The organism is Ideonella azotifigens, assembly GCF_006519715.1.
In the GTDB taxonomy this organism is placed as follows: domain Bacteria; phylum Pseudomonadota; class Gammaproteobacteria; order Burkholderiales; family Burkholderiaceae_C; genus Ideonella; species Ideonella azotifigens.
The window spans coordinates 1-22746 of the sequence record NZ_VIDT01000021.1; the positions used below are offsets into that span (position 1 = coordinate 1).

At 64.4% G+C, this 22746-nt stretch carries 21 protein-coding genes; 13 read left to right on the top strand and 8 right to left on the bottom strand.

The genetic code is table 11. The features are described 5' to 3' along the window. Positions 1-221: 221 nt before the first annotated feature. Together FKP22_RS03020 and FKP22_RS03025 are read right to left on the bottom strand one after the other, a co-directional pair. The gene (locus tag FKP22_RS03020) at positions 222-1061 is read right to left on the bottom strand and encodes a PPK2 family polyphosphate kinase (RefSeq protein ID WP_141285047.1); all 840 of its coding nucleotides are present in this window, start codon (positions 1059-1061) and stop codon (positions 222-224) included. Between the two features lie 39 nt (positions 1062-1100). Continuing rightward, the gene (locus FKP22_RS03025; RefSeq protein ID WP_141285049.1) at positions 1101-2204 is read right to left on the bottom strand and encodes a glycosyltransferase; all 1104 of its coding nucleotides are present in this window, start codon (positions 2202-2204) and stop codon (positions 1101-1103) included. Positions 2205-2466: 262 nt separating this feature from the next. Between FKP22_RS03025 and FKP22_RS03030 the strand changes: the two genes are divergently transcribed. The 7 genes from FKP22_RS03030 to FKP22_RS03060 all read left to right on the top strand — a co-directional run bounded on the left by FKP22_RS03030 (position 2467) and on the right by FKP22_RS03060 (position 9113). Then, positions 2467-3312, top strand: a complete 846-nt coding sequence (locus tag FKP22_RS03030; RefSeq protein WP_141285051.1) for a flagellin domain-containing protein — start codon at positions 2467-2469, stop codon at positions 3310-3312. 317 nt (positions 3313-3629) lie between these two features. Beyond that, positions 3630-4475 carry a flagellin domain-containing protein gene (locus FKP22_RS03035; RefSeq protein ID WP_141285053.1) on the top strand — a complete coding sequence of 282 codons (846 nt, stop codon included), beginning with the start codon at positions 3630-3632 and terminating at the stop codon, positions 4473-4475. A gap of 383 nt (positions 4476-4858) precedes the next feature. Next, positions 4859-5704 carry a flagellin domain-containing protein gene (locus FKP22_RS03040; protein ID WP_141285055.1) on the top strand — a complete coding sequence of 282 codons (846 nt, stop codon included), beginning with the start codon at positions 4859-4861 and terminating at the stop codon, positions 5702-5704. A gap of 139 nt (positions 5705-5843) precedes the next feature. Beyond that, positions 5844-7295, top strand: a complete 1452-nt coding sequence (gene fliD / locus FKP22_RS03045; RefSeq protein WP_141285057.1) for a flagellar filament capping protein FliD — start codon at positions 5844-5846, stop codon at positions 7293-7295. Between the two features lie 223 nt (positions 7296-7518). Continuing rightward, positions 7519-7953: a flagellar export chaperone FliS gene (gene fliS, locus FKP22_RS03050; protein WP_141285059.1), complete on the top strand. Its 435-nt coding sequence runs from the start codon at positions 7519-7521 to the stop codon at positions 7951-7953. A 51-nt stretch (positions 7954-8004) separates the two neighbouring features. Continuing rightward, entirely contained in the window at positions 8005-8304 is a 300-nt protein-coding gene (locus FKP22_RS03055) for a flagellar protein FliT (protein WP_141285061.1), read from the top strand. Between the two features lie 50 nt (positions 8305-8354). Continuing rightward, a complete protein-coding gene (locus tag FKP22_RS03060) occupies positions 8355-9113 on the top strand; it encodes a flagellar brake protein (protein WP_141285063.1) in 759 nt (252 codons plus the stop codon). 17 nt (positions 9114-9130) lie between these two features. Here the strand turns inward: FKP22_RS03060 and FKP22_RS03065 are convergent, their stop codons facing one another. Next, a complete protein-coding gene (locus FKP22_RS03065; protein WP_170200725.1) occupies positions 9131-9823 on the bottom strand; it encodes an XRE family transcriptional regulator in 693 nt (230 codons plus the stop codon). Positions 9824-10096: 273 nt separating this feature from the next. Here FKP22_RS03065 and FKP22_RS03070 point away from each other — a divergent pair, with 273 nt between their 5' ends. From FKP22_RS03070 to FKP22_RS03085, 4 genes are all read left to right on the top strand, one after another. Continuing rightward, complete coding sequence (locus FKP22_RS03070) at positions 10097-10225, top strand: BcepMu_gp16 family phage-derived protein (protein ID WP_231011867.1); 129 nt, start codon at positions 10097-10099, stop codon at positions 10223-10225. Continuing rightward, positions 10222-10518: a hypothetical protein gene (locus tag FKP22_RS03075; RefSeq protein ID WP_141285067.1), complete on the top strand. Its 297-nt coding sequence runs from the start codon at positions 10222-10224 to the stop codon at positions 10516-10518. Before FKP22_RS03070 ends, FKP22_RS03075 begins: the two co-directional genes overlap by 4 nt. Before the next feature lie 112 nt (positions 10519-10630). Further along, entirely contained in the window at positions 10631-15490 is a 4860-nt protein-coding gene (locus FKP22_RS03080) for an RHS repeat-associated core domain-containing protein (RefSeq protein WP_141285069.1), read from the top strand. A 1-nt stretch (position 15491) separates the two neighbouring features. Then, positions 15492-15896: a hypothetical protein gene (locus FKP22_RS03085; protein WP_141285071.1), complete on the top strand. Its 405-nt coding sequence runs from the start codon at positions 15492-15494 to the stop codon at positions 15894-15896. A gap of 24 nt (positions 15897-15920) precedes the next feature. On the opposite strand, the gene FKP22_RS31800 is transcribed toward FKP22_RS03085, so the two are convergent. Together FKP22_RS31800 and FKP22_RS03090 are read right to left on the bottom strand one after the other, a co-directional pair. Next, positions 15921-16079, bottom strand: coding sequence for a hypothetical protein (locus tag FKP22_RS31800; protein ID WP_170200726.1), 159 nt, complete (start codon positions 16077-16079; stop codon positions 15921-15923). Between the two features lie 12 nt (positions 16080-16091). Beyond that, positions 16092-17045, bottom strand: a complete 954-nt coding sequence (locus FKP22_RS03090; protein ID WP_141285084.1) for an IS1595 family transposase — start codon at positions 17043-17045, stop codon at positions 16092-16094. Between the two features lie 379 nt (positions 17046-17424). Between FKP22_RS03090 and FKP22_RS03095 the strand changes: the two genes are divergently transcribed. Both FKP22_RS03095 and FKP22_RS03100 read left to right on the top strand, forming a co-directional pair. Beyond that, positions 17425-17643 carry a hypothetical protein gene (locus FKP22_RS03095; RefSeq protein ID WP_141285073.1) on the top strand — a complete coding sequence of 73 codons (219 nt, stop codon included), beginning with the start codon at positions 17425-17427 and terminating at the stop codon, positions 17641-17643. A gap of 101 nt (positions 17644-17744) precedes the next feature. Next, positions 17745-19736 carry a reprolysin-like metallopeptidase gene (locus FKP22_RS03100; protein ID WP_141285075.1) on the top strand — a complete coding sequence of 664 codons (1992 nt, stop codon included), beginning with the start codon at positions 17745-17747 and terminating at the stop codon, positions 19734-19736. Between the two features lie 80 nt (positions 19737-19816). On the opposite strand, the gene aqpZ is transcribed toward FKP22_RS03100, so the two are convergent. The 3 genes from aqpZ to FKP22_RS03115 form a co-directional block, all read right to left on the bottom strand. After that, complete coding sequence (gene aqpZ, locus FKP22_RS03105; protein WP_259372423.1) at positions 19817-20545, bottom strand: aquaporin Z; 729 nt, start codon at positions 20543-20545, stop codon at positions 19817-19819. A gap of 370 nt (positions 20546-20915) precedes the next feature. Continuing rightward, positions 20916-21353 carry an SRPBCC family protein gene (locus FKP22_RS03110; RefSeq protein ID WP_141285078.1) on the bottom strand — a complete coding sequence of 146 codons (438 nt, stop codon included), beginning with the start codon at positions 21351-21353 and terminating at the stop codon, positions 20916-20918. 148 nt (positions 21354-21501) lie between these two features. Further along, positions 21502-22746 (bottom strand): S53 family peptidase (locus tag FKP22_RS03115; protein ID WP_211361283.1); only part of this gene is annotated, 1245 nt, incomplete at its 5' end.

A 22746-nucleotide genomic window follows, 5' to 3' on the forward strand; every position in this document is an offset into this window, starting at 1 on the left:
CAGCCACATCAGCCGGTCAGAGGGCGCAAGACGCGCGCCCTGGCCGAACTCGGCGATGGCGCGGTCCCAGGCGCGGTTTTTCAAGGCTTGCAGCCCCGCTTGCCAATGGCGTTCGAGGGCATTGGGGACGGCGGTGGCATGGCGGCTCATCCTTGCCACTGTGGCAGCGCTGGCGCGGCGGCAGGCGCGGATAAGCAGGCCCGCAGCCGGCCAGTTCCCTGCTATTCGACCCGCAGCCGGTCCAGCGCCGGGTCGGACGGCGGGTAGCGCAGCTTGAGCCGCTGCAGCTGGTCCTTCAGCACGGTGGCAATCATCAGGTTGCGGTGGGTCTTGGAGTCTGCCGGCACGATGGTCCATGGCGCCCAGGCGGTCGCGGTGGCGGCGATGGCCCGCTGGTAGGCCTGCTGGTAGGCGTCCCACTGCTTGCGCACGGTGAGGTCGCCGGACTGGAATTTCCAGCGCTTGGTCGGGTCGTCCAGCCGGTCCTGCAGGCGCTGGCGCTGCTCCTTGTTGGAGATGTGCAGCATGAACTTGACGATGACCGTGCCGGTTTCGCTCAGCAGGCGCTCGAAGTCGTTGATCTGGGCGTAGCGCTGCGAGGTCTGCCTGGGGCTCAGCTGGCCATTGACGACCGGCACCAGCACGTCTTCATAGTGGCTGCGGTTGAAGACGGCGATCTCGCCGGCAGCGGGCAACTGCTGGTGGATGCGCCAGAGGAAGTCATGCGCGCGCTCCGGTTCGGTCGGCGCCTTCCAGCCCACGGTGCGCACGCCCAGCGGGCTCATGCGGCCGAACACGCCGCGCAGCGTGCCGTCCTTGCCGCTGGTGTCCAGGCCTTGCAGCACGACCAGCAGCTTGAAGCGGCGGTCGGCGAAGAAGAGGTTCTGCAGCGTGTCGAGCTCCAGCGCCAGCGCGTCGACCGCGGCCTTGTCATCGGCCTTGTCGCCGCCGGAGAAGGGCTTGGCGGCGGTGTCGATGGCCGCAAGCTTGAATTCGCGGTTGGGCTTGGCGAACTGGTGGTTGGCCAGCAGCTGTTTCAGGGGGGGTTGGCGGGCAGGCATGCCGCCATGATGACAGGCGGAAGCTGGTCGACCCCGGCTTCAGCCTGCGTCAGCCAGGGCGCGGCAGGAGGCGGCTTCGGCCGGGCGGTCCATCAAGTCGTACAGCAGTGCCAGGTTGTTGGCCGCCAGCACGCTGCCGCGGCCGGCCACCGCGCCTTCCAGCTCCGGCCGCTCGCCCAGGTGCAGGCAGCGCTGCCAGGCCTGTTCGATGATCGGCAGCAGGTGTTCGGCGCGGTGGGGTTCGTCGGCGGCCCAGTCCAGCAGCAGGTCGCCCAAGGCAAAGAAGAAGTCGGGTGATTCGGCCCAGGCCACCAGCGCTTCCTCGGCCCATTGCAAGGCCTGGGCGTGGCGGCCACAGCGCTTCCAGGCGTGCAGGCGGCGGATCACCAGGTCGTGCAGCCAGGCCGGACGGCCGCGGCCGGCGCTGAGGGTCAGTGCCTCGGCGCGGTCGAAGGCGGCCACGGCGTCTGCGTAACGCTCGTACACGTCGTGGTCCTTGCCCAGCTGGTACCAGAGGTAGGCATCGGCTGGCTGTTCGCGCAAATCTGCCAGCAGCAGCCTGGCATTGCGGCCGGCCTTGGCGGCCAGTGCGGCCGGCGCGTAGCCGCTGTGGCCCACGGCCACCGGCAGGCGCTGCACATCCAGTTGGTGCTGCGGCTGTTCATGGATCCGGCCGGCGTAGCGCACATGGCCTGGCAGCACGCGGCTGAGCCAACTGGGCGCGGTGCTGGCCTGCGGGCCTTCGCCCTGGCGACTGTCCACCCGCACGGCGCCAACAAAAGTGGGTGCAAACTCACTCAGAGAAGCAAGCGCAGGGCCGCCCTCGGCAATCCATTCGTCGGCGTCCAGCACCAGGTGCCAGTCCGCACCGGCGAGGGCGAGCGCGGCATTGCGCGCCGCAGCAAAGTCATGGGTCCACTGGAAATGGGCCACGCGCGCGCCTGCGGCGCGTGCGAGGGCCACGGTGTTGTCGGTGGAGCCGGTGTCCAGCACCAGCGCTTCGTCCACCCAGGGCAGGGCACTGGCCAGCGCCCTGCCGAGCTGCTGCGACTCGTTGCGCACGATCATCACCAGCGCCACCCGGAAGCGCTGGGTGCCGGGCGGTGGGTCTTGCGGGCGGGGAGGCGGGGGCTTGGCCGTCATTTTGGAAACTTTAGGACTGCAGGGTGTCTTCAATCGGTCGATAAGCAGGGTGGGCGGTGGCCATTTGGTCGGCAAGACGACCGGCTGCCACCCAGGCCGCAAAGCGCGTCCGGTTGATCGAAGGAAAAGCGGGAAAAAAAACCCTCAAGTCCGGCGATCAAGGTTCCGAAATCCAGGGTACGGCCCCAACAAACTGAAGCGGGGGCGCAACCCCAGGGCCATTCCGGTCCTTGTTATCAAGCCCCGTGCAGGAGTTATCCCAATGTCTTCCACCATCAACACCAACGTTGCTTCGCTGAACGCACAGCGCAACCTGTCGGCCTCGCAATCGTCGTTGTCCACTTCGATGCAACGCCTGTCTTCCGGCTTGCGCATCAATTCAGCCAAGGACGACGCTGCCGGCCTGTCGATCGCCGAACGCATGAATGCGCAGGTCAGGGGCATGAACGTGGCCATCCGCAATGCCAACGACGGCATCTCGATGGCGCAGACCGCTGAAGGCGCGCTGGCCAAGGTGGGCGACTCGCTGCAGCGCATGCGTGAACTGGCGGTCCAGGCCCGCAACTCGACCAACACCAGCTCCGACAAGGACTCGCTGAACAAGGAGTTTGGCCAGCTGCAGAGCGAAATCAACCGAGTGATGGGCGGCACCAGCTTCAACGGCAAGCACATGCTGGGCGCCGATGCGACCGCCATGACCTTCCAGATCGGTGCCAACACCACCAACGACGACGTGATCAATGTCAGCACCACCAACATGGTGACTAACAGCGACATGCAGGCGGTGACCGGCTCCTCGGCGAGCATCGACGCCTCGGCCACCTCGGGCGCCATCGCCTCGGTGATCGACGACATCGACACCGCCCTGGACACGGTCAACAACCAGCGCGCGACCTTCGGTGCGACGCAAAGCCGCTTCGACGCCGTGATCTCCCAGCTGCAGCAGGGCGTAGAGGCGCAGAGCGCCGCCCGCGGCCGCATCATGGACGCCGACTTCGCGACCGAAACCGCCAACATGAGCCGCGCCCAGATCCTGCAGCAGGCAGGCACTGCGATGGTCGCCCAGGCGAACCAGCTGCCCCAGCAAGTGCTGTCGCTGCTTCGATGACGCCAAGGCGGCCCAGCAAGGGTCGCAGGTTGAACCGGTTCTGTCCGAACCGGCCTGAACCCACTGAATCCCCGAACCGGCGTTGCCAGGACGCTGCTTCGGGGTGCAGGCGCAGATAGTCCTAAAGGTTCCAAAAGTCGCATCCGATATCCCACTCACAGGACGCAAACAACGGTGTCCTGTAGGTCCGGTGAGATGGCCAAGGGTCAGGCAAATGAGTAGTTGCCCGACCGGAGGAGCACCCGGCGCTTAGGCGAAAGACGAACCGCCGGTGCTTTAACCGGAAGACTTTTGGAACCCATTCTGGAGTAACTATCATGGCTCAAACCATCAATACCAACGTTGCCTCGCTGAACGCTCAACGCAACCTGGCTTCTTCGCAATCGTCGCTGTCCACCTCGATGCAGCGCCTGTCTTCGGGCATGCGCATCAACTCGGCCAAGGACGACGCCGCTGGCCTGTCGATCGCCGAACGGATGAATTCGCAGGTTCGCGGCATGAACGTCGCGATCCGCAATGCCAACGACGGCATTTCGCTGGCGCAGACCGCTGAAGGTGCACTGGCCAAGGTGGGCGACTCGCTGCAACGCATGCGTGAACTGGCAGTGCAGGCACGCAACGCCACCAACACCAGCTCCGACAAGGATTCGCTGAACAAGGAATTCGGCCAGCTGCAGGAAGAAATCACCCGTGTGATGGGGGGTACCTCCTTCAACGGCAAGCACATGCTGGGCGCCGATGCGACCGCCATGACCTTCCAGATCGGCGCGAACACCAGCGCGGACGACACCATCACCGTGAACACCACCAACATGGTGACGAACACGGACATGATCGCTGTCACCGGCTCGTCGGCTGCCATCGATGCAAGCGCCACCTCGGGTGCCCTGGCGACGGTGATCGACAACATCGACACCGCCATCAACACGGTGAACGACCAGCGCGCCACCTTCGGTGCCACGCAAAGCCGCTTCGACGCGGTGATCGCCAACCTGCAGCAAGGCGTGGAATCGCAAAGCGCAGCCCGCGGCCGCATCATGGACGCTGACTTCGCGACGGAAACCGCGAACATGAGCCGCGCCCAGATCCTGCAGCAGGCCGGCACCGCGATGGTCGCCCAGGCCAACCAGCTGCCGCAGCAGGTCCTGCGTCTGCTGCAGTAAACAAAGGGCTGAGGAAGCCGGCGACACGGGGGCGACCCCGGCCTCGCTGGCCTCCTTCTGAACGTTGGCCCCCCATCCGCACCCGGCTTTTGGCCGGGTTCGGCGTCCCGGCGAAAGCCAGGATGGAAGAAGACCCGATTCGGCTTGCATTTCGCGGCTTTGCAGATCGGGCACTGCTTTGAGAATCACACCTAACGCATCGCCCTTGCTCGGGCGGCGTGGTCCGGAAGCACTGACGAGTCCGGTGCCGTGTCAATCCGACGCGGCGCTTTTCGACGGTGATCGAGTGCCGGGCTGTAGGGCCCGCGGCGGTTTCAAACCCGCAGCGGTTCATGCAAGCCGGCACGTTCGCCGGGTGTGGTTGATTCTTGAGGAGTGCTCACATGCCGCAGACCATTAACACGAACATCGCTTCGCTCAACGCGCAGCGAAACCTGAACATGTCGCAGTCGTCGTTGCAGACGTCGATGCAGCGACTGTCGTCCGGCATGCGTGTCAATTCCGCCAAGGATGACGCTGCAGGCCTGGCGATTGCAGAACGCATGAATTCGCAGGTGCGCGGCATGAACGTTGCGATCCGCAACGCGAATGACGGCATCTCGCTCTCGCAGACCGCGGAAGGCGCTTTGTCCAAGGTGGGCGACGCGTTGCAGCGCATGCGGGAACTGGCTGTCCAGGCACGAAACTCGACGAACTCGAGTTCCGACAAGGACTCGCTGAACAAGGAATTCACCCAGCTGCAGTCGGAAATCAACCGAGTGCTGGGTGGCACGACCTTCAACGGCAAGCACATCCTGGGCGCCGATGCGACGACGCTGACCTTCCAGATCGGCGCCAACACGACGACCGACGACGTGATCGACGTGGCGACGACCAACATGGCGACGTCCAGCGACATCACCACGGTCACCTCGACCAGCGCGGTGATCGATGCTGCGGCGACCTCGGGCGCGATTGCCGATGTGATCAACAACATCGACGCGGCCATCGACACCGTCAACAACACCCGTGCGACCTTCGGTGCGACCCAGAGCCGCTTCGACGCGATCATCTCCAACCTGCAGCAATCGGTCGAGAACCAGGCCGCCGCGCGCAGCCGGATCATGGACGCCGACTACGCGCAGGAAACCGCCAACATGAGCCGCGCGCAGATCCTGCAGCAGGCCGGCACGGCGATGGTGGCCCAGGCCAACCAGCTGCCGCAGTCGGTGCTGAAGCTGCTGGGCTGATCTCCGGCCGGGGGCCGCGCAAACGCGGCGCGACGCCGGCTTTCTTTCCGGTGCGCAGCCCCTCAAGTTCGTGGTGCTCGCGCCGACATTGTTGTCACAGAACCGGTGATTCCTCGCCGGACAGAAGGACGGGCCGACCATGACCAGCAGCACTCTTTCCTCGATGGGCGTTGGCTCCGGGCTGGACGTCACTTCCATCATCAAGTCGCTGATGGCGGTCGAGCACAGGCCGGTTGACCTGCTGGCCACCGAGCAGACGACGCTCAGCACCACGCTGTCCTCAATGGGCAAGATGCAGAGCTATGCCTCGACCATGGGCGACAAGGCCCAGGCGCTGGCCGACCTCAGCCTGTGGTCGAAGAAGAGTTTCACTTCCAGCGACAGCACGGCCGTTGCCGGCTCGGCCGAAGATGGCACAGCCGCTGGCAGCTATTCCGTCTCCGTGCAGGCCCTGGCCTCGTCCCAGACGCTCACCTCGGGCGCGTTTTCGTCTTCCAGCGCAACGCTGAGCGAAGGCACGTTGACGATCGAACTGGGCACCTGGGGCAGCGGCAGTCCTGCGAGTGGCTTCACTGCCAAGGATGGCAGCAGCGCGCTGAACATCACCATCGGCCCGGACGACACCAGCCTGACGTCCGTTCGGGACAAGATCAACGCGGCGGGTGCCGGCGTCACGGCCAGCATCGTCACTGACGCCAACGGCTCGCGCCTGTCGCTGCGCTCCACCGCCACCGGCGCCGAGAACGGCTTCCGCATCACGGCGAGCGAAACCAGTGACGATGGCGATGCCGGCACCGGTCTGTCGGCACTGGCTTATGACGCCACCGCGTCCAGCAACACGATGACACGTAACCTGGCGGCCGGCAATGCCAAAGCCACGGTCAACGGCATCCAGGTCGAGTCCAGCACCAACACCTTCAGCACCGTGGCCGAAGGCGTGACCTTCACCGTGGGCAAAGTGACTGGTGACGCGACCACCGAGATCACCATCACCGACAACACCGACGCGGTGACCACCGGCATCAAGGATTTCGTCAAGGCCTTCAATGACTTGGCCAGCTACATCAAGGACCAGACCAAGTACGACGAAACGGCCAAGAAGGGCGCGCCGCTGCAGGGTGACCGCACCGCCATCGGCTTCCAGTGGCAGATGCGCGGCATCATCAACGACGGCACCAAGGCCTCGTCTTCGCTGTCGCACCTGTCCGACATCGGCATCTCCATGGCCGCGGACGGCACCCTGAAGCTGGACAGCGCCAAGCTTGAAACTGCGATGAAGAATCCGGCCGAGGTGCGCAAGGCGCTGGCCACCGACGGCGCCGATGCCGAGAGCTCCGGCTTCATGGATCGCTTCCGCGACCTTGCCGACGCCGCCACCGCTTCGGACGGCAGCCTGCAGACCCGGCAGGATGCGCTGAACGCCGCGATCAAACGCAACCAGTCGCAGCAGGACTCGATGGAGGCCCGTTTGGTCGGCGTCCAGGCCCGCTACGAGGCCCAGTACCAGGCGCTGGACACGCAGATGGCGTCGCTCAACGCCTTGTCGTCCTATGTCACCCAGCAGATGGCGGCCTTGTCGTCGTCGTCCTGAGCGCCGGAAAGATAGGTACTTTCCCTAGGTTCATGTCATCGAAGGCGCCTGCGGGCGCCTTTTTTCATGGGCTTTCCAGGGCCGTTCCACAGAGGGAAAAGCCCCTGGATCTGTCTTGAAACTGTCCGGAAACCCGGGGTGATACGGGAGATCGGTCCGCCTCAAGTGCCCGCACGGGGCACCGATAAACAACACAAGCGGAACAACAAACGGACTTCACAAAATGTTCACCCCCAGCTTCTCCTACGCGCTCGGCCAAGCCGGTGCCATGGCCCACGCCTACCGCCGCGTGAGTGTCGAGACCAGCATCGTCGATGCTTCGCCGCACAAACTGGTGGAGATGTTGTTCGACGGCTTCATGGAATCCGTCAGCCAGGCCCGCGGCTACATGCGCTCTGGCGAGATCGAGTCCAAGGGCAAGGCCATCAGCCGTGCCGCCCGCATCGTCGAAGAAGGGCTGAAGGCCGGCCTGAACCTGAAGGATGGCGGCCGCCTGGCGCTGGACCTGCAGTCGCTCTACGCCTACCTGACCATGCGCCTGACGCTGGCCAACATCCGCAACGACGAAAAGATCCTCGATGAGTGCGCCTCGCTCGTCGATCCCCTGCGCCAAGCCTGGAAGGCCATTGGCCCTCAGGTCCACCAAGGCCTGAACTGAGCCGTGCGTTTTGACACGCCGAGACCCGACACGACATGCCGGAACACTGAAATGAGCACCAACTTGCTGAACTTTTACGAGGCGATCGAACGCGCCAGCGCCGACATGGTCGAAGCCGCCCGCGTTGGCAACTGGGATGAAGTCGTCAAGCTCGAAGGCGCTTGCGCCGTCCTGATTGCCCAGTTGAAGAACGCTGCCCACTCCGAATCGCTGCAGGCCGAGGAAAGCAAGGTCAAGTCGCGCATCATGCAGCGCATCTTGCTGAACGATGCCGAGATCCGCCATCTGGCCGAGCCCTGGCTGGACGACCTCGACCAGATGATGACCGGCCGCAGCAAGACGCTGCACTGAGCGGCTGTCCGCAGCCCCACGCGCTCATCGCCTCCGGACTGGATTCACCGATGTTTTCCGACACCCGCCCGGCCCCGATCAACCCGCATGCGGGTTCATCGATGCAGGAGTTCCGCATTGACGAGCCGCACGAGATCCGCGCACTGCTCAAGGCGCTGATGGACCGCAGCGTGGTGATCAACCTCAGCGGGTCCGACGGCACGGCCTACCAGACCACGCTGTGGAGCATCGACGCGACACAGGGCAAGCTGGCCTTCAGCGTGGACCTGATGTCGCCCGCCGCGCAGCGCCTGGTCGAGGCCGAAGAGGCCTCGGCCGTCGGCTATCTGGACCAGATCAAGCTGCAGTTCGACGTGACCGACCGGTTGCTGGTGCATGGCAAGAACGCCTGCGTGCTGCAGACCAGCATGCCGCGCGAACTCTTCCGCTTCCAGCGCCGCTCAGCCTACCGCGTGCGCACGCTGGAACGCACCTCGCCGACGGCGAGCTTTCGCCACCCGCAGATCCCCGACATGCGGCTCGAGCTGCGTGTGCTGGACGTCAGTGCTGGCGGTTGCGCGCTGTTCCTGCCGGAAAACGTGCCCCCGGTCGAGCCTGGCGTGGTCATCCACGGCACCCGGCTCTCGCTGGACGGCGACACCGAATTCCAGACCAGCCTGATGGTCCACCACGTCACCTCCATCCAGCCGCAAGCCAAGGGCGTGCGCCTGGGCTGCGAACTGACCCGCCTGGACGCCAACGCGACCCGCGCGCTTCAGCGGTATATCGACAACACCCAGAAGCGCCGACGCATGCTGTCGCTGGACTGAGGCCCTTCGGCCCGGCCTCAGCACCAGTCGCGCAGCGACGCCACCACGCGCCCGAGCACCGTCACGGCGGGCGTGGCCTCCAGGTCCAGGTCGAAGGCGGGATACGCCGGGTTGGCGCTGCTCACCCGGATCAAGCCGTCCGGCAGCCGCTGGCACAACCTCACCAGCGTTTCCGGGCCTTGCAGCAGCGCGTACATGAAGCCGCTGCGCGGCACGGTGTCCTTCAGATGGATCACCACCAGGTCGCCGCTTCGCAGGGCCGGCTCCATGGCATTGCCATCCACCGTGACCACGCAAAGGGCCTCCGGCTTCAGCTCCCGTGCCGCCAGCCAGTCCTCTGGCAGCCGCAGCGCATGGCCTGGCCCGTAGCGGGCCGTCGGCTCGTTCACGCCATCCACCCTGTGCCAGCCGATGGCCGGGGCTTGGTCCGCGCGCTGCATCGGCGATTCACCCGTCAACAGCCAGACGGGATTGATGCCATACGCCGCGTGCAGCCCGGCCAGGAACTCGGCGCTGGGCAGGCGCCTGCCTGAGAGATATGCCCGCACCGTGCTGAACGGAACACCGGCCCGGCTGGCGAACCGCGCCTGATCCACGCCCGCCTCGGCCATCGCCGAGCGCAGCCGCGCCGTGACCGCAGCGACGTCAAGTGCCGGCGCCTGACGGGAAGACGCGGCATCCGCGCTGGGCACGAAAGACTTGGAAGGCATGAGGGGTGGCGGAATTGATAGCGATTCGCTACGAATTCTCCCCCAGTTCACCCCTGTGCCCGGGTGAGCTTCGCCGTGACGAACCTGTGCCCTTGCGCTTTTCATCCCCATGCCAGAGGACAGGATGCTCTTGTGGATGTCCTTTATGGAGCTTTATCATTGATCCAAAACGAGCATCAAACTCAGGGGAATTGATCAATGAGGTCTCGAAAAGAGCAATGTCCTCCGCTTCTGACGCCGGAAGAGGTCAAGACCCGGTTGAAGCAGGAGGGCATGACACTCAAGCAGTGGGCAGAACTCAACGACTTTCGCTATCAGGCCGTGAGCCAGGTGCTCCGTGGCGTGAACCGTGCCACTTTCGGAGATGGCCATCGCATTGCCAAGGCGCTGGGGCTCAAATGACCGCGGCGCCCACCCCCTGGACCGCCGGCGACATGCGGCCCCGCCGGCTGTACCTGTCCATCTGCCATGCCTATGAGCGCCTGGGCCCTCATGCCCGCAGCGCGCTGCGCCAGGCTGTGGGCCCGGAAAGCTCGCTGCCGAATGTGATGGCGGCCGCCCAGCTCATCGTGGGCACCACCGATGCCGATGACCTCGCGCTGGTCGTGGCGCGACTCATCAGCATGAGCAACGAAAACGCCGCCAGCGTGGGTCTGCATTGGCCACAGCCGTCCGGCGATCCGGGAGACCCGTGATGAGAACTGCTGCCTGTATCCGTCAAATGCCTCACCAGATACCCCGTTTTGGGGATGGGCGACCACCCCTTCCTCACCTAATCTCCAACGCGCAAAAAACACGGAGGGTGGAATGTCCAGAACGATCAAATGCCTGATGGCATTGGCAGGCGCATTGCTGCTGCATGGGGTGCATGCGGACGAGTATGACGAAGCTTATAAGCGGGTAGGTGCACTCAAAACGATCACGGCTTACGGTCCCGATCTATTCGGTGACAAAGTCAATCTGTACGACGGTTCTCTTGAATTTATCCAGCAGGACGTTTCTCTGCCAGGAAATAATGGTTTGGAAGTGGCGGTGGGTCGACGGCGCGGCACGGGGACCCCTATCAACGTGTCGACATCTCAGCCTTCGGGGATGACTGGGTCCTTCGGAGACTGGGAGCTGGAGATCCCGCATTTGCACGGAAGATTCTCTTTCGGAGTTCGTAACAAGGGTTGGTCTCCGGATGATGGCGGCAGCTACAAGCGATGCACCAGGTTTGGCATCCCGATCGGCGCCGTCAGTTCCGACGGAACACTCTATACCGATTCGCGTGGTTTTTGGCATGGCTCATTTCTGTATATCCCGGGCAAGGGTGACCAAGAAATGGTTATCAGGTCCTCCGTCAATACGGCCGCGCCTGGCGGCAGTGCGACAAATTATCCCATCGTCACGCACGACGGCTATCAAGTCAGATGCGGCATTGATTTGGTCAATGGATCCGGTGAGGGATTTTTGGTTCTTTCACCTCAAGGGGTGACGTATCGTTTTGATCGGATCATGTCTTGGTATGCACCGGCATACCCGGTCAGTGGCACTGCACTGGCAAATCGGAGAAAGGCAGACCGGTTGAAGGCGGGTATCGCACCGTCAGGGGATGCCGGGGCGATTGGCGTTAGCACAGCGGAGTACTGGATCGTACCGAGTAGCGTAACCGACCGTTTTGGCAATACCGTCACCTACAACTGGGATGCGACGCAGCCGAAGAAGCTGAATTCGATTGTTGCAAGTGATGGGCGAAGAATAGATTTCGCTTACGATGCCATACCAAATATCACACAAATATCTGTTGGCTCCCAGATTTGGAAATATGGATATACCAATGGCTATCTAAGTTCCGTCACGTTGCCAGACAATTCTGCTTGGGGTTTTTCGATTTCGCCTGCTCAAGCAACTGCCTCATTTGTGGGGGGTGGCAATTGCAATGTCGAGGGCGATCTGTATGGTGCGAATCAAACAGTGACATTCGCACATCCCTCGGGAGCCATGGGGACGTTTCAGTTGGCACCTGTGAAGCATGGCCGTGCGCTTGTATCGAGCAATTGCGCATCAGCTGCAGGCAACCCTGCTTTAAGCTACCCGCTGTATCCCCGTTACTACCCGGTGATGTCGCTCATGTCCAAGAGCATCACCGGGCCGGGCTTGGGTAATTTGAGCTGGAACTATGGCTATCCAACGGCCGTCGGCTCGTGGAGCAGCTGCACTTCGGGTTGCGGGGGGACCAAGACTGTCGCTGTCACTGACAGCGAAGGCAAGGTCGTCAAGCACACCTTTGGCACCGTCTGGGGCGCCAACGACGGCCAGTTGCTGACCGTCGCGGAAGGCACGGCGACCACGGTCTTGAAGACCACCAACTACAGCTATGGCGCGTGGTCCGACGGCGGCGGCCAGCCCTTCCCGCAGCAGATCGGCTACAGCGACGCCGAAGGCGACCACTTCCGGGTGGAGCAACTCACGCCGCAACGCAGCAAGATCATCAGTCAGCAAGGTTCGACATTCCAGTGGTATGCCAATGCCTACGATAAATTTGCTCGCCCTATTGATGTGACCAGGTCGAGCAGCCTAGGCTATTCAAAGGAAGAGTCCCTTACCTACAAAGACCTTTTCTCCTATCCGGACAATTCTCCTTTGTGGGTCATCGGGTTGCCCCAGAGTTCGACGATTGTTCAACCTACCCCCGCGACGCAGCTCTATTGGAACTCCTATGACACGCTCGGTCGCCTGACCACCGACTACAGATTCGGTTTCTGGCAGCACATTCGCACCTACAACACTGACGGCACGTTGGCCACGGTAACGGACGGGGCACAGGCCGCGCACGTCATTGGACTGAGCAACTGGAAACGCGGCGTGCCGCAAACCATCAGTTACCCCACCGGCCACAGCAAGAGCGCCGTCGTCAACGACTACGGCCGCATCACATCGCTGACAGACGAGGCGGGCGCCACCACCGGCTATGACTACGACGCACTGGGCCGGCTCAAGACCATCACCTATCCCGCTGAAACCGGATTCACCTACAACGCCACCAACGTCACCTTCGCGCCCATCACCGGCAGCGCGCCCTACGGTCTGGCCGCAGGAACCTGGAAACAGACGCTGACCACCGGCAATCTGCTCGAAGAAAACTACTTCGACGCCCTGTGGCGCCCGGTGATCTCCCACCGCAAGGACACCGGCAGCGGCAAGGAACGCTTCGTCGTCAAGTCCTATGACGTGGACGGCCACACGCTGTTCGAGTCCTACCCGCTGGACAGCCTGAGCAGCTACAGCGGCGAGTTCGCCGGCACCAACACCTTGCGCGACGCGCTGAGCCGGCCGTACCAGATCCAGCAGTCGAGCGAGCTGGGCACGCTGCCCCTGACCACGTACATCGACTACCTCAGCGGCCTGCAGACCAAGACCACCAACCCGCGCGGCAAGGCCACCACCGTCTCGTACCAGGCGTTTGACGAGCCGGGCGACGGCGCGCCGGTGAAGATCGCAGCACCGATCGCCACCACCGCCATCGACCGCAACGTCTTTGGCGAAACCAAGGCCATCACGCGCTCGGGTGCCCTCAACGGCGCCACCGTCTCGGCCACGCGCAGCTACGTCTACGACGGCTACCACCGCCTGTGCAAGCGCATCGACCCGGAAAGCGGCGCCACCGTGATGGGCTACGACGCTGCGGGCAACATCGCCTGGCAGGCCGAAGGACTGGCGCTGCCGGACACGGCGGCCTGCAACCAGGGCTCCGTCGGCGCAACGGCCAAGGCCAACTTCGGCTACGACGCCCGCAACCGCCTGCTCACCACGTCCTACGGCGACGGCACGACCCTGGGCACCACCCGCACGCTGACCGGCGACGGCTTGCCCGCCACCGTGGCCAAGGGCAACACCAGCTGGACCTACACCTACAACAACCGCCGCCTGCTCACCGACGAAGTGCTCGCCTTCACCGGTGGCAGCAGCTACGCCATCAAGCACGAGTACAACGCCAACGGCGATGAAAGTTACTTGACCTATCCGGACAGTGCCCGCCCTGCCCAGAGCCCCACCGCCTTCGGCGAACAAGGCAGCGCCGGCACCCATGCCACAGCTGTCACCCGAAAAGCCAATGGCGCGCTGACTGGCTACACATTCGGCAATGGCATCGTGCGCCAGATTTCGTTGAACGACCGCTTCCTGCCCAGCAGCATCACCGACACCAACCCCGGCGCGGGCACGGTCTACCAGGTCGGCCTCACCTACGATGCCAATGCCAACGTCGCCACGCTGAACGACTACCTGGCCACGACCGACACCACCGCCGGCTCGCACAACCGCACGATGGGGTATGACGACCTGGACCGCCTGAAGACCGCCAGTTCACCCAACGAATGGGGAGACGCCGTCTATTGGTATGACCCGCTGGACAACCTGCGCACCCGAACCCGCACCGGGCAGGAAGTCTGGACCGGCTACGGCAGCGACAACCGCATCAACGGCTTCACCGTCAACGGCGTGGGCCACACCCTCACACAGGACGCCAGGGGCAACATCACCCAGCGCGGCAACCTGGTGATGAACTGGGACGCCGAGAACCGCCTCACCTCCGTCACCGGCCCCACCAGCCAGAGCTACGAATACGACGGCAACGGCCGCCGGGCGCTGGTGCACAACGCAGACGGCAGCAGCCTGGTGCAGGTCTACAGCAGCAAGGGCCTGCTGCTGTTCGGCCAGAAGCTCAACGCCAGCGGCGCCGTCACCCAGAACACCAAGACCTTCTTCCTCGACGGCAAACCCATCGTCGAGATCAACGGCAGCACGGCCAGCTACCTGCACACCGACGCGCTGGGCAGCCCCGTGCTGCGCACCGACAGCAGCCGCGCCGGCACCGCAGACACCGCCTACGACCCCTGGGGCGACACCTGGACCGGCAACGAACCCAGCACCTTCGGCTACACCGGCCACGTCAACGACACGGCCACCGGGCTGGTGCAGATGCAGCAGCGGTATTACGATCCGTTGCTGGGGAGGTTTTTGACGGCGGATCCGGAGCCGGTCAATACCAAGGATGGTTCGAACTTCAATCGGTATTGGTATGCGAATAATAATCCGTATCGCTTCACGGATCCGGATGGGCGACTCAGTTGTGCCGACATGGGAGGGAATTGCCAAAGCTTTGGCAGCTTGCCCTCAAGGCAGACCACGCTCGTCACAGCAGGCGCAGTATTGGGTGGCACCGTGGGAGCGGTCGGTGCGACCGCTTGCACTACCCTCACTGGAGGTATTTGCGGGTTGGGTGCACCGACCATTGTGGTGGCCAGCATCACGGGCGGTGCCCTTGTGGGAGGGCTCATCAACAATGCCGCGTCCTGGCTTGAAGATGTGCTTCTCAACGAGGGGACAAACAGCGAAAATAAGCCGAAGAATACGGTAAGTCCCGGTACCTCGAATCCGATGGAAGGCGAGCCTGGTTCTACGAGCACCAGCAACAACAGCAAGGGCAACAAAAATCAAGTCCGAACCTATGGTACGGACGGCTGGCCGGAGAAGGACGTTGACTACGACCATAGTCATGGAAAGGGAAGGAATAACGTGGGAAGTCCGCACGCTCATGATTGGGGAAGGCCTGCAGGTGGTGGCCGCCCAACTCAGGCTGATCGTGGGCCTGCGCGACCACTCCTGCCCGGTGAAGGAAGTTGAGATGAACCCGCTTGTATTTGAAGAAACAGGCTCGCTGGGGGACCCGGCGCTGCACGATGCGTGCATCTATCGGATCGACTTCGGGGACAAGCAAGTAACTTTTTTTTGCCGTGCCCCAGACGGGCAGAGCACTCGACTAGAGCTTCGCGGAGTGGAGCACATGCTTTCGAACGGGCTTGCCGAGCAAAACGTCCTGCTAGACGTCTGCGTAGAGGATGATTCAGATGTCTGTGTTCAAGTCCTCAGTCGCGTTCTCCCGGGCGCAGGGGTATCCCAGCAGGCATACCGCGATCTAGTACTGCAACGGCTTCAACAGAAGCAATTGATGCTTCTTCGATTCTCTCCCTCGTACGGGGGCGAAATACTGGTGCTCTGCAAAGAGGCGCTGTACGAGAGTGAGTCATGACCAATCCACCGAACTTAAGCCATGTCATCCCTTGTAAGCAAAACGGGGATGAGGCTTGACACGATCAGTTGGGCGGGGAGTGGATCGGCCGGTGATGAACTGCTGGGTGTTGGCGGCCAAGGCAGCCAGGATCTCTTTGATGAGGCCCAGCACATCGCCCACCAGCAGCAACACCGCGGGCAACGTGCGTCCTGATTAGTCACGAGTCTCAGCTTGTTGACGAATATCCCGCTCAGTCAGTGGACGCCCTCGGGCCACATTACCGAGCAGATCCCGGAGCAAGCCGTGCAGGTCAAACCGATGGTTGAAGCGGTAGTTGAAGGCGCCAAGGTAGTGAGACGCGTACTTGGCGAACCGGAAGGCCTTGTGAGCGCCGCTGATGGCCGTCTTGAGGTTGCCCAGCACCGTGTTGACCCACTTGAGGATTTCCATCTCTCGTGGCTTGCGCTGGCCCACGACGATGAAAGAGTGCGCGCAGCCCGCATCGATCACCCCGGCAAAGCAGTTGAGCCCGTCGCTCAGCACGTCTGTGCCGGGCTGAAGGTTCAAGCCTGCCCACTGCGCAATGGCCTGACGGGTGAAGCCGCTCAAGGCCGAGATCCTGGCCTGCATCGGGTGGCCTTGCTGATTGAGCGAGACCGCCGCCACGATGGGCACCTTGTTGGGCGAACCCCGCCCGCCAGGGCCGGGGCGTTCTCCGCCGAGATAGGCATCATCAAGCAGCACCTGGCCTTGCAGCGGCACCTGGGCATCGGCCTGGGACATCGTGTCCATCAGCTTGTGTTGCACCAACCAGGCGGTGCGGTAGCTCACTCCCAGGTGACGCTTCAAGGCCAGGGCCGACAAGCCTGTCTTGGCCTGGCTGATGAGGTACATCGCCAGAAACCAAGTCCTCAGCGGCAGCTTGGTGCCTTCCAGCACCGTGCCCGCGGTCAGCGAAGTCTGATGCCGGCAAGCGCCGCACTGCAGCAACGTGCGGCTGCCATGGTGAACGCGGTAGTGCCCCGTCCAGCCATAGGCTGGGCAATGGAACCCGGTGGGCCAGCGCGCCTTCTCCAGCGCCAACGCACATTGCACCTCAGTGCCAAAGTCCTGCATGAACTCGTGCAGCGACATGCCTTGCTGAAACTGGACTCGGTTCATCGCCATCACGATCTCCTGGCCTGCGAATCCGTTCAGGCTACGCGGCCACTGGCTCACAGGGTGCGCCAGGCTGAGGGTCATGACTAATCAGGACGTGCGTTGCAGGCAGATGGCGGCGTGGCTGCGGTTGCAGCGGCGCTCGGCTTTGCGATCCCGGGTCACCCATTAGCCGCCTCCGTCAATAGGGACGAGCAGATTTCTGCGGCCGTCCCCGCATTTTTCAATTCAAAGCCTGCATTCCCAGCCGTTGAGGTCACTGCACACTTGGTTCTCGAAGATTGGTTGCGTCGCTGCGCAAGCGTCACCCATCAGGATCAAGGCCTGGGCGCTCTGTAGCGCTTGGCCCTTGGTGGCGTTTGCTGTCCCAAGAACCCCTGGCAGCCTGTTGGAAGAAAACTACTTCGACGCGCTGTGGCGCCCGGTGATCTCCCGTCGCAAGGACAACACCACCGGCAAGGAGCGCTTCGTCGTCAAATCCTACGACGTGGACGGCCACACCCTGTTCGAGTCCTACCCCCTGGACAGCCTGAGCAGCTACAGCGGCCAGTTCGCAGGCACCAACACCCTGCGTGATAGGGATTTGCGTCTTCGCGCAATCTCCTGACACTGCTCTGCACCACCACCCGCAGCCTCATGAGGGCTTGGGGCTGGCTTCGCGCATTGCGAAGCCGGCCGCGGGTGCCTCTTTGTCCTGCGGAGTATTTGATGTTGTTTGCTGCTGTCTGGCGCGCCGTGCTGGTGCTGGGAATTTCTTCTTCGGCGCTGGGTGCGTCGGCTGCCATCGCCGCGCCCTTGTGGCGTGACGTGCCGCCCGCGCAGGCGGCCCAGGCCTTTTCGGTGCAGGCTGCACTGGCTGCGCCCAAGGCCCGCTGGGTGCAGTGGGACAGCGCTTTGCTGCAGGCGCTGGTCGAGCGTGTGCCGGCCGCCAGCAGTGCCGAGGCCTTGCGCCCGCTGCTGGACCTGCCGATGCCCGATGGCAGCATGCTCACCTTCCGCCTCTCGCCGGTGGACGTGATGGCACCCGGCCTTGCCGCGCGCTACCCGCAGATCCACAGCCTGGTTGGCACAGCGGTCGACCAGCCTGGCGTGACGGCCCGCATCGACTTCAGCCCGCACGGCTTCAAGGCCATGGTGTTCACGCCGCAGGGCCGGGTCTTCATCGACCCGGGCCGCGATGCGAATGCCGGCCTGCACCAGGTCTACCTGCGCCAGGACCTGCCGCTGCGCCACCGCGACGCAGACCAGGTGCTCACGCCGCCGGGTGGCAAGGCCTCGTCTGCCCGCGCGACTGCAGGCCTGGCGGGCGCCACCACCGGCACCGAGCTGCTGACCTACCGGCTGGCGCTGGCCACCACCGGCGAATACGCCAAGTTCCAGGATCCGGACGCCTCGCCGACCAACAAAGCCGGCGTGCTGGCCGAACTGGTCAGCCTGACCAACCGCGTCACTGGCGTCTACGAGCGCGAGGTGGGCATTCGCCTGCAACTGATCGAAGGCGAAGACGCCATCATCTACACCGATGCCGGCACCGATCCGTATGCCAACAACAATGGCAGCTCGATGCTGGGCCAGAACATCCGCACGCTGCGCACGGTGCTGGGCAACGACGCCTTCGACATCGGCCATGTGGTGAGCACCGGCGGCGGCGGCGTGGCCTACCTGGGCGTGATCTGCAGCAGCAACAAAGCCGGCGGCGTGACCGGCCTCGGCTCGCCGGTGGGCGACGGTTTCTACATCGACTACGTGGCGCACGAGATGGGCCACCAGTTCGGTGCCAACCACACCTTCAACAGCGTGACCGGCTCTTGCGGCGGCGGCAACCGCGCTGCCAGCGCGGCCTACGAGCCGGGCAGCGGCACCACCATCATGGGCTATGCCGGCATCTGCGGCGCGGACGACATCCAGCCGCACAGCGACGCCCAGTTCCACAGCGCCAGCTACGACGAGATCGTGGCCTACACCCGCAGCGGCGGCGGCGCGAGCTGCGCCGCGGTGACCGCTTCGGGCAACACGCCGCCTACCGCCACGGCGCCAGCCGGTGGCTTCACCATCCCGGCCAACACGCCTTTCGAGCTCACCGGCAAGGGCAAGGACGCGGATGGCAAGAAGACGCTGAGCTACCAGTGGGAAGAGCGCGACCTGGGTCCCGGCGGCTCGCCTGACGCGCCCACCGGCACCGCGCCGCTGTTCCGCGCCTTCCCGCCGGTGGCCTCGACCACGCGCACCTTCCCGCAGCTGAGCGACCTGCTGGGCAACACCCACACGCTGGGCGAGCTGCTGCCCACCGAAACCCGCCCGCTGAACTTCCGCTTCATCGTGCGTGACAACCAGGCGGCGCCGTCTGCCGGTGGCCTGGCCAGCGCCGACCTGAGCTTCAACGTGACGGCAGACGCCGGCCCGTTCAAGGTCACCGCGCCGAACACCAACGTGCAGGCCACGGCTGGCGGCACGCTGAAGGTCAAGTGGGACGTGGCCAAGACCGACGTGGCGCCTGTGTCCTGCGCGGCCGTGGAGATCTGGCTGTCCACTGACGGCGGCCAGACCATGGGCTACCAACTGAAGGCCAAGGCTGCCAACACCGGCTCGGCGAAGGTCACGCTGCCGGCGGTGAGCACCTCGCAGGCCCGCATCAAGGTGAAGTGCCACGGCAACGTGTTCTTCGACATCTCGGACGTGGATTTCCGCATCGGCGGATGAAGCCGCTCGGGATTCGCCCATGAAAAAACGCGGCCTCGGCCGCGTTTTGCGTTGCGTTGCCGCCGAGGCGGCCTGGCAGATCAGCGTTCTTCGCCGGCAATCGTGCGGTAGGCGAAGGCGCCGAGCAGGGCACCGGCAATCGGTGCCACCCAGAACAGCCACAGCTGGCCGAGCGCCCAGTCGCCGACGAACACCGCCACGCCGGTGCTGCGCGCCGGGTTGACCGAGGTGTTGGTCACCGGGATGCTGATCAGGTGGATCAGCGTCAGCGCCAGGCCGATGGCGATCGGGGCGAAGCCGGCCGGCGCACGCTTGTCGGTCGCGCCCAGGATCACCAGCAGGAAGAACATCGTCATCACGACCTCGGTGACCAGCGCGGCCAGCAAGGAGTAGCCGCCTGGCGAGTGAGCGCCGTAGCCGTTGGAGGCAAAGCCCTTGCTGACGTCAAAGCCGGGCGCGCCGCTGGCAATCACGTACAGCACCGCGCCGGCCGCCAGGCCGCCCAGCACCTGGGCCACGATGTAGGGCAGCAACTGGTTGGCCGGAAAGCGGCCGCCGGCCCACAGGCCGACTGACACGGCCGGATTCAGGTGGCAGCCAGAGATGTGGCCGATGGCAAACGCCATCGTCAGCACTGTCAGGCCGAAAGCCAGTGACACGCCATGCAGGCCGATGCCCACATTCGGAAAGGCGGCCGCCAGCACCGCGCTGCCGCAGCCTCCCAGCACCAGCCAGAATGTTCCCAAAAACTCTGCGCCGTATTGCCGCATGTTGTTTTCCCGTTTGAATTGATCGAGCCAAGGTTTCAAAAGCCGGCGCAGCTTGCCACAAGCTGCTGGCCCGAAGGGTCAGGCGGCGTCATTCAAATTGGGGATGCTGGACGAGGCTGGCGGCAGCCTGCTGCGCCACCCGCGCGTGGGCCAGGCGGCTGAGGGCGGAGGGCTGCAGCCGGTTCAGGCCTTGCGGGTCATAGCGGGCGACCAGTTCAAGGTCGCTGCAATCAGCGAGCAGCTCGAAGCCCAGCGCCGCCAGGTCCAGCCTGTCACCCCAGGGGTCCCGAGATTGGCATCGCCGCCGCTTGCCAGGCCCTGGGAGAAGCGGCGGTTGCTCGCGGGTCCGTAGCATCGCGCAAAAGCGGCCGCCGCCGCAACGCTCTCCCCAAGCCCCTGCAGCGCGCGTTCAGGCGCGGCTCAGCACCCGGCTCACCGGCGCGTCAGCGCGCAGCCGCGTGGCCAGCGCATGCAGCACCTGCGGGAAGTCCTCGGTCACGGCCTTGCCGATCATCTCGGCTTCGGGCCCATGCACGGTTGCAGCGTAGGTGATGCGCACGCAGCCGTTGTCGGTCCGCTCGATGCGGTGGTCCACCAGCACGCGCACGTCGTCGATGACGGTTTCGTCGGTGAAGCCGAGGTTCTCCTGCACCGCCAGCAAGCGGCTGGTGAAAGCCGGCTGGCCGGGTGTCTTCATGACGAACTGGGTGCCGCTGGCAAACGGCCCTTCGAGCGTGATGTGTTCAATGCCGACGTTCCAGCGCGGCCAGCCGGCCACGTCTGAGAACAGCCGCCAGACGGCGGCGGGAGAGGCGGCTGCCAGGATGCTGAATTCGCTTTGCCACATGGTGTTGTCTGCCTGTTGAGTGGGTCAATCTGGCAGCCAGTGTCGGGGGGGCCTGCTGACAGCGTGATGGCAGCAGGCCGTGGCAATGCAGCTTCGCGGGCATCGCCGTGATGACCCGGTTGCCGGGTCATCGGGTGCCTGGCCTGGCTTACTTGCCGAGGCGGCCGCGCGGGCTGCCCACGCCGGTGCATTGGTCCCAGCCCACGGTGGCTGCAGCACCGTTGTTGCCGGTGGTCACGTCATAGAAGTTGGTGCCGTATTCCTTGGCGGTGTGCAGCTGCGCGTACAACAGGTTGTTCTCCATGTTGCCGTAGTAGCCGCCGGCCGAGGGCGCCACGCCCAGGCGGTTGCCTGCGCCGTTGACCAGGCCAGCCACCAACGGTGCAGACAGGCTGGTACCGCCGACGACGTACCAGGCGCCAGCGCTGTAGACGTATGCGCCGCTGGCCGGGTCGGCTGCGTACGAGATGTCGGGCGTGTGGCGGGCCGAGGGGCCGAACTGCGCGTACTGGAAGCCGGTCCATGGGCCGGTGCCGGTGCCGAAGGTGGTGCTCCAGGTCTCGTAGGCGCTGGTGCCACCGCCCGAGCCAGCCCAGCAGCTTTCGCTCAGGAAGGCGTTGGTGGTGGCGTCGCGGTTGATGGTGGTGCCGCCCACCGAGGTCACCCACGGCGAGGAGCTGGGCCACTGGGCGCCCAGGCCGGCGTCACCGGCCGAGAAGAAGAAGCTCACGGTCTTGCCTTCGAGCCAGTTCGAGCGGAAGACCCAATCCCAGTCCGAGGACTCGGTGCTCCACTCGGCGCCGCCCCAGCTGTTGGAGATCTGGCCGCCGCCGTAGGAATTGGCCTGCTGGATGGCGATCTGCTCGGCGTACATCATGTCGGCCCAGCTGTTGGAGCAGGCTTCGACCAGCACGATGTGGGCGCCAGGCGCCATCGCGTGGGCATATTGCAGGTCCAGCGCGGTTTCGAGCGCCCAGCCGGAGTTGGTGGGCGGGGTGACGCAGGCGCCGTTGCCGTTGGCGATCACCTTCTTGAACTTTGCCGCGGGCAGGCCGAAGTAGGTGCTGAAGTAGGCCAGGTCGGCTGCCGCCGTGGGGGTGTCGTACGCGTCGACGATGACGATCACGCGGCTGCCGCCGGTGGCGTTGTAGGCCGCGTTGTTGACCGGCTTGCAGCCGCTGTAGGCGGGGCCGGCCTTGGCGATGCAGGCCAGCGATGCCGGGTATTCGGTGCCCGAGGCATTCGGGCCCGGGTTGGCTTCGGGTTCCGGCACGGCCAGGTCTTCCAGCCGGTTGACCTGGACGCCGTGGCGGTTGTGCACCACGAAGTTGGTGTGCACCCGCAGGCCGCGGTCCGCGGCGCGGCGCACGCTGCTTTCCGGGCGGAACACGGT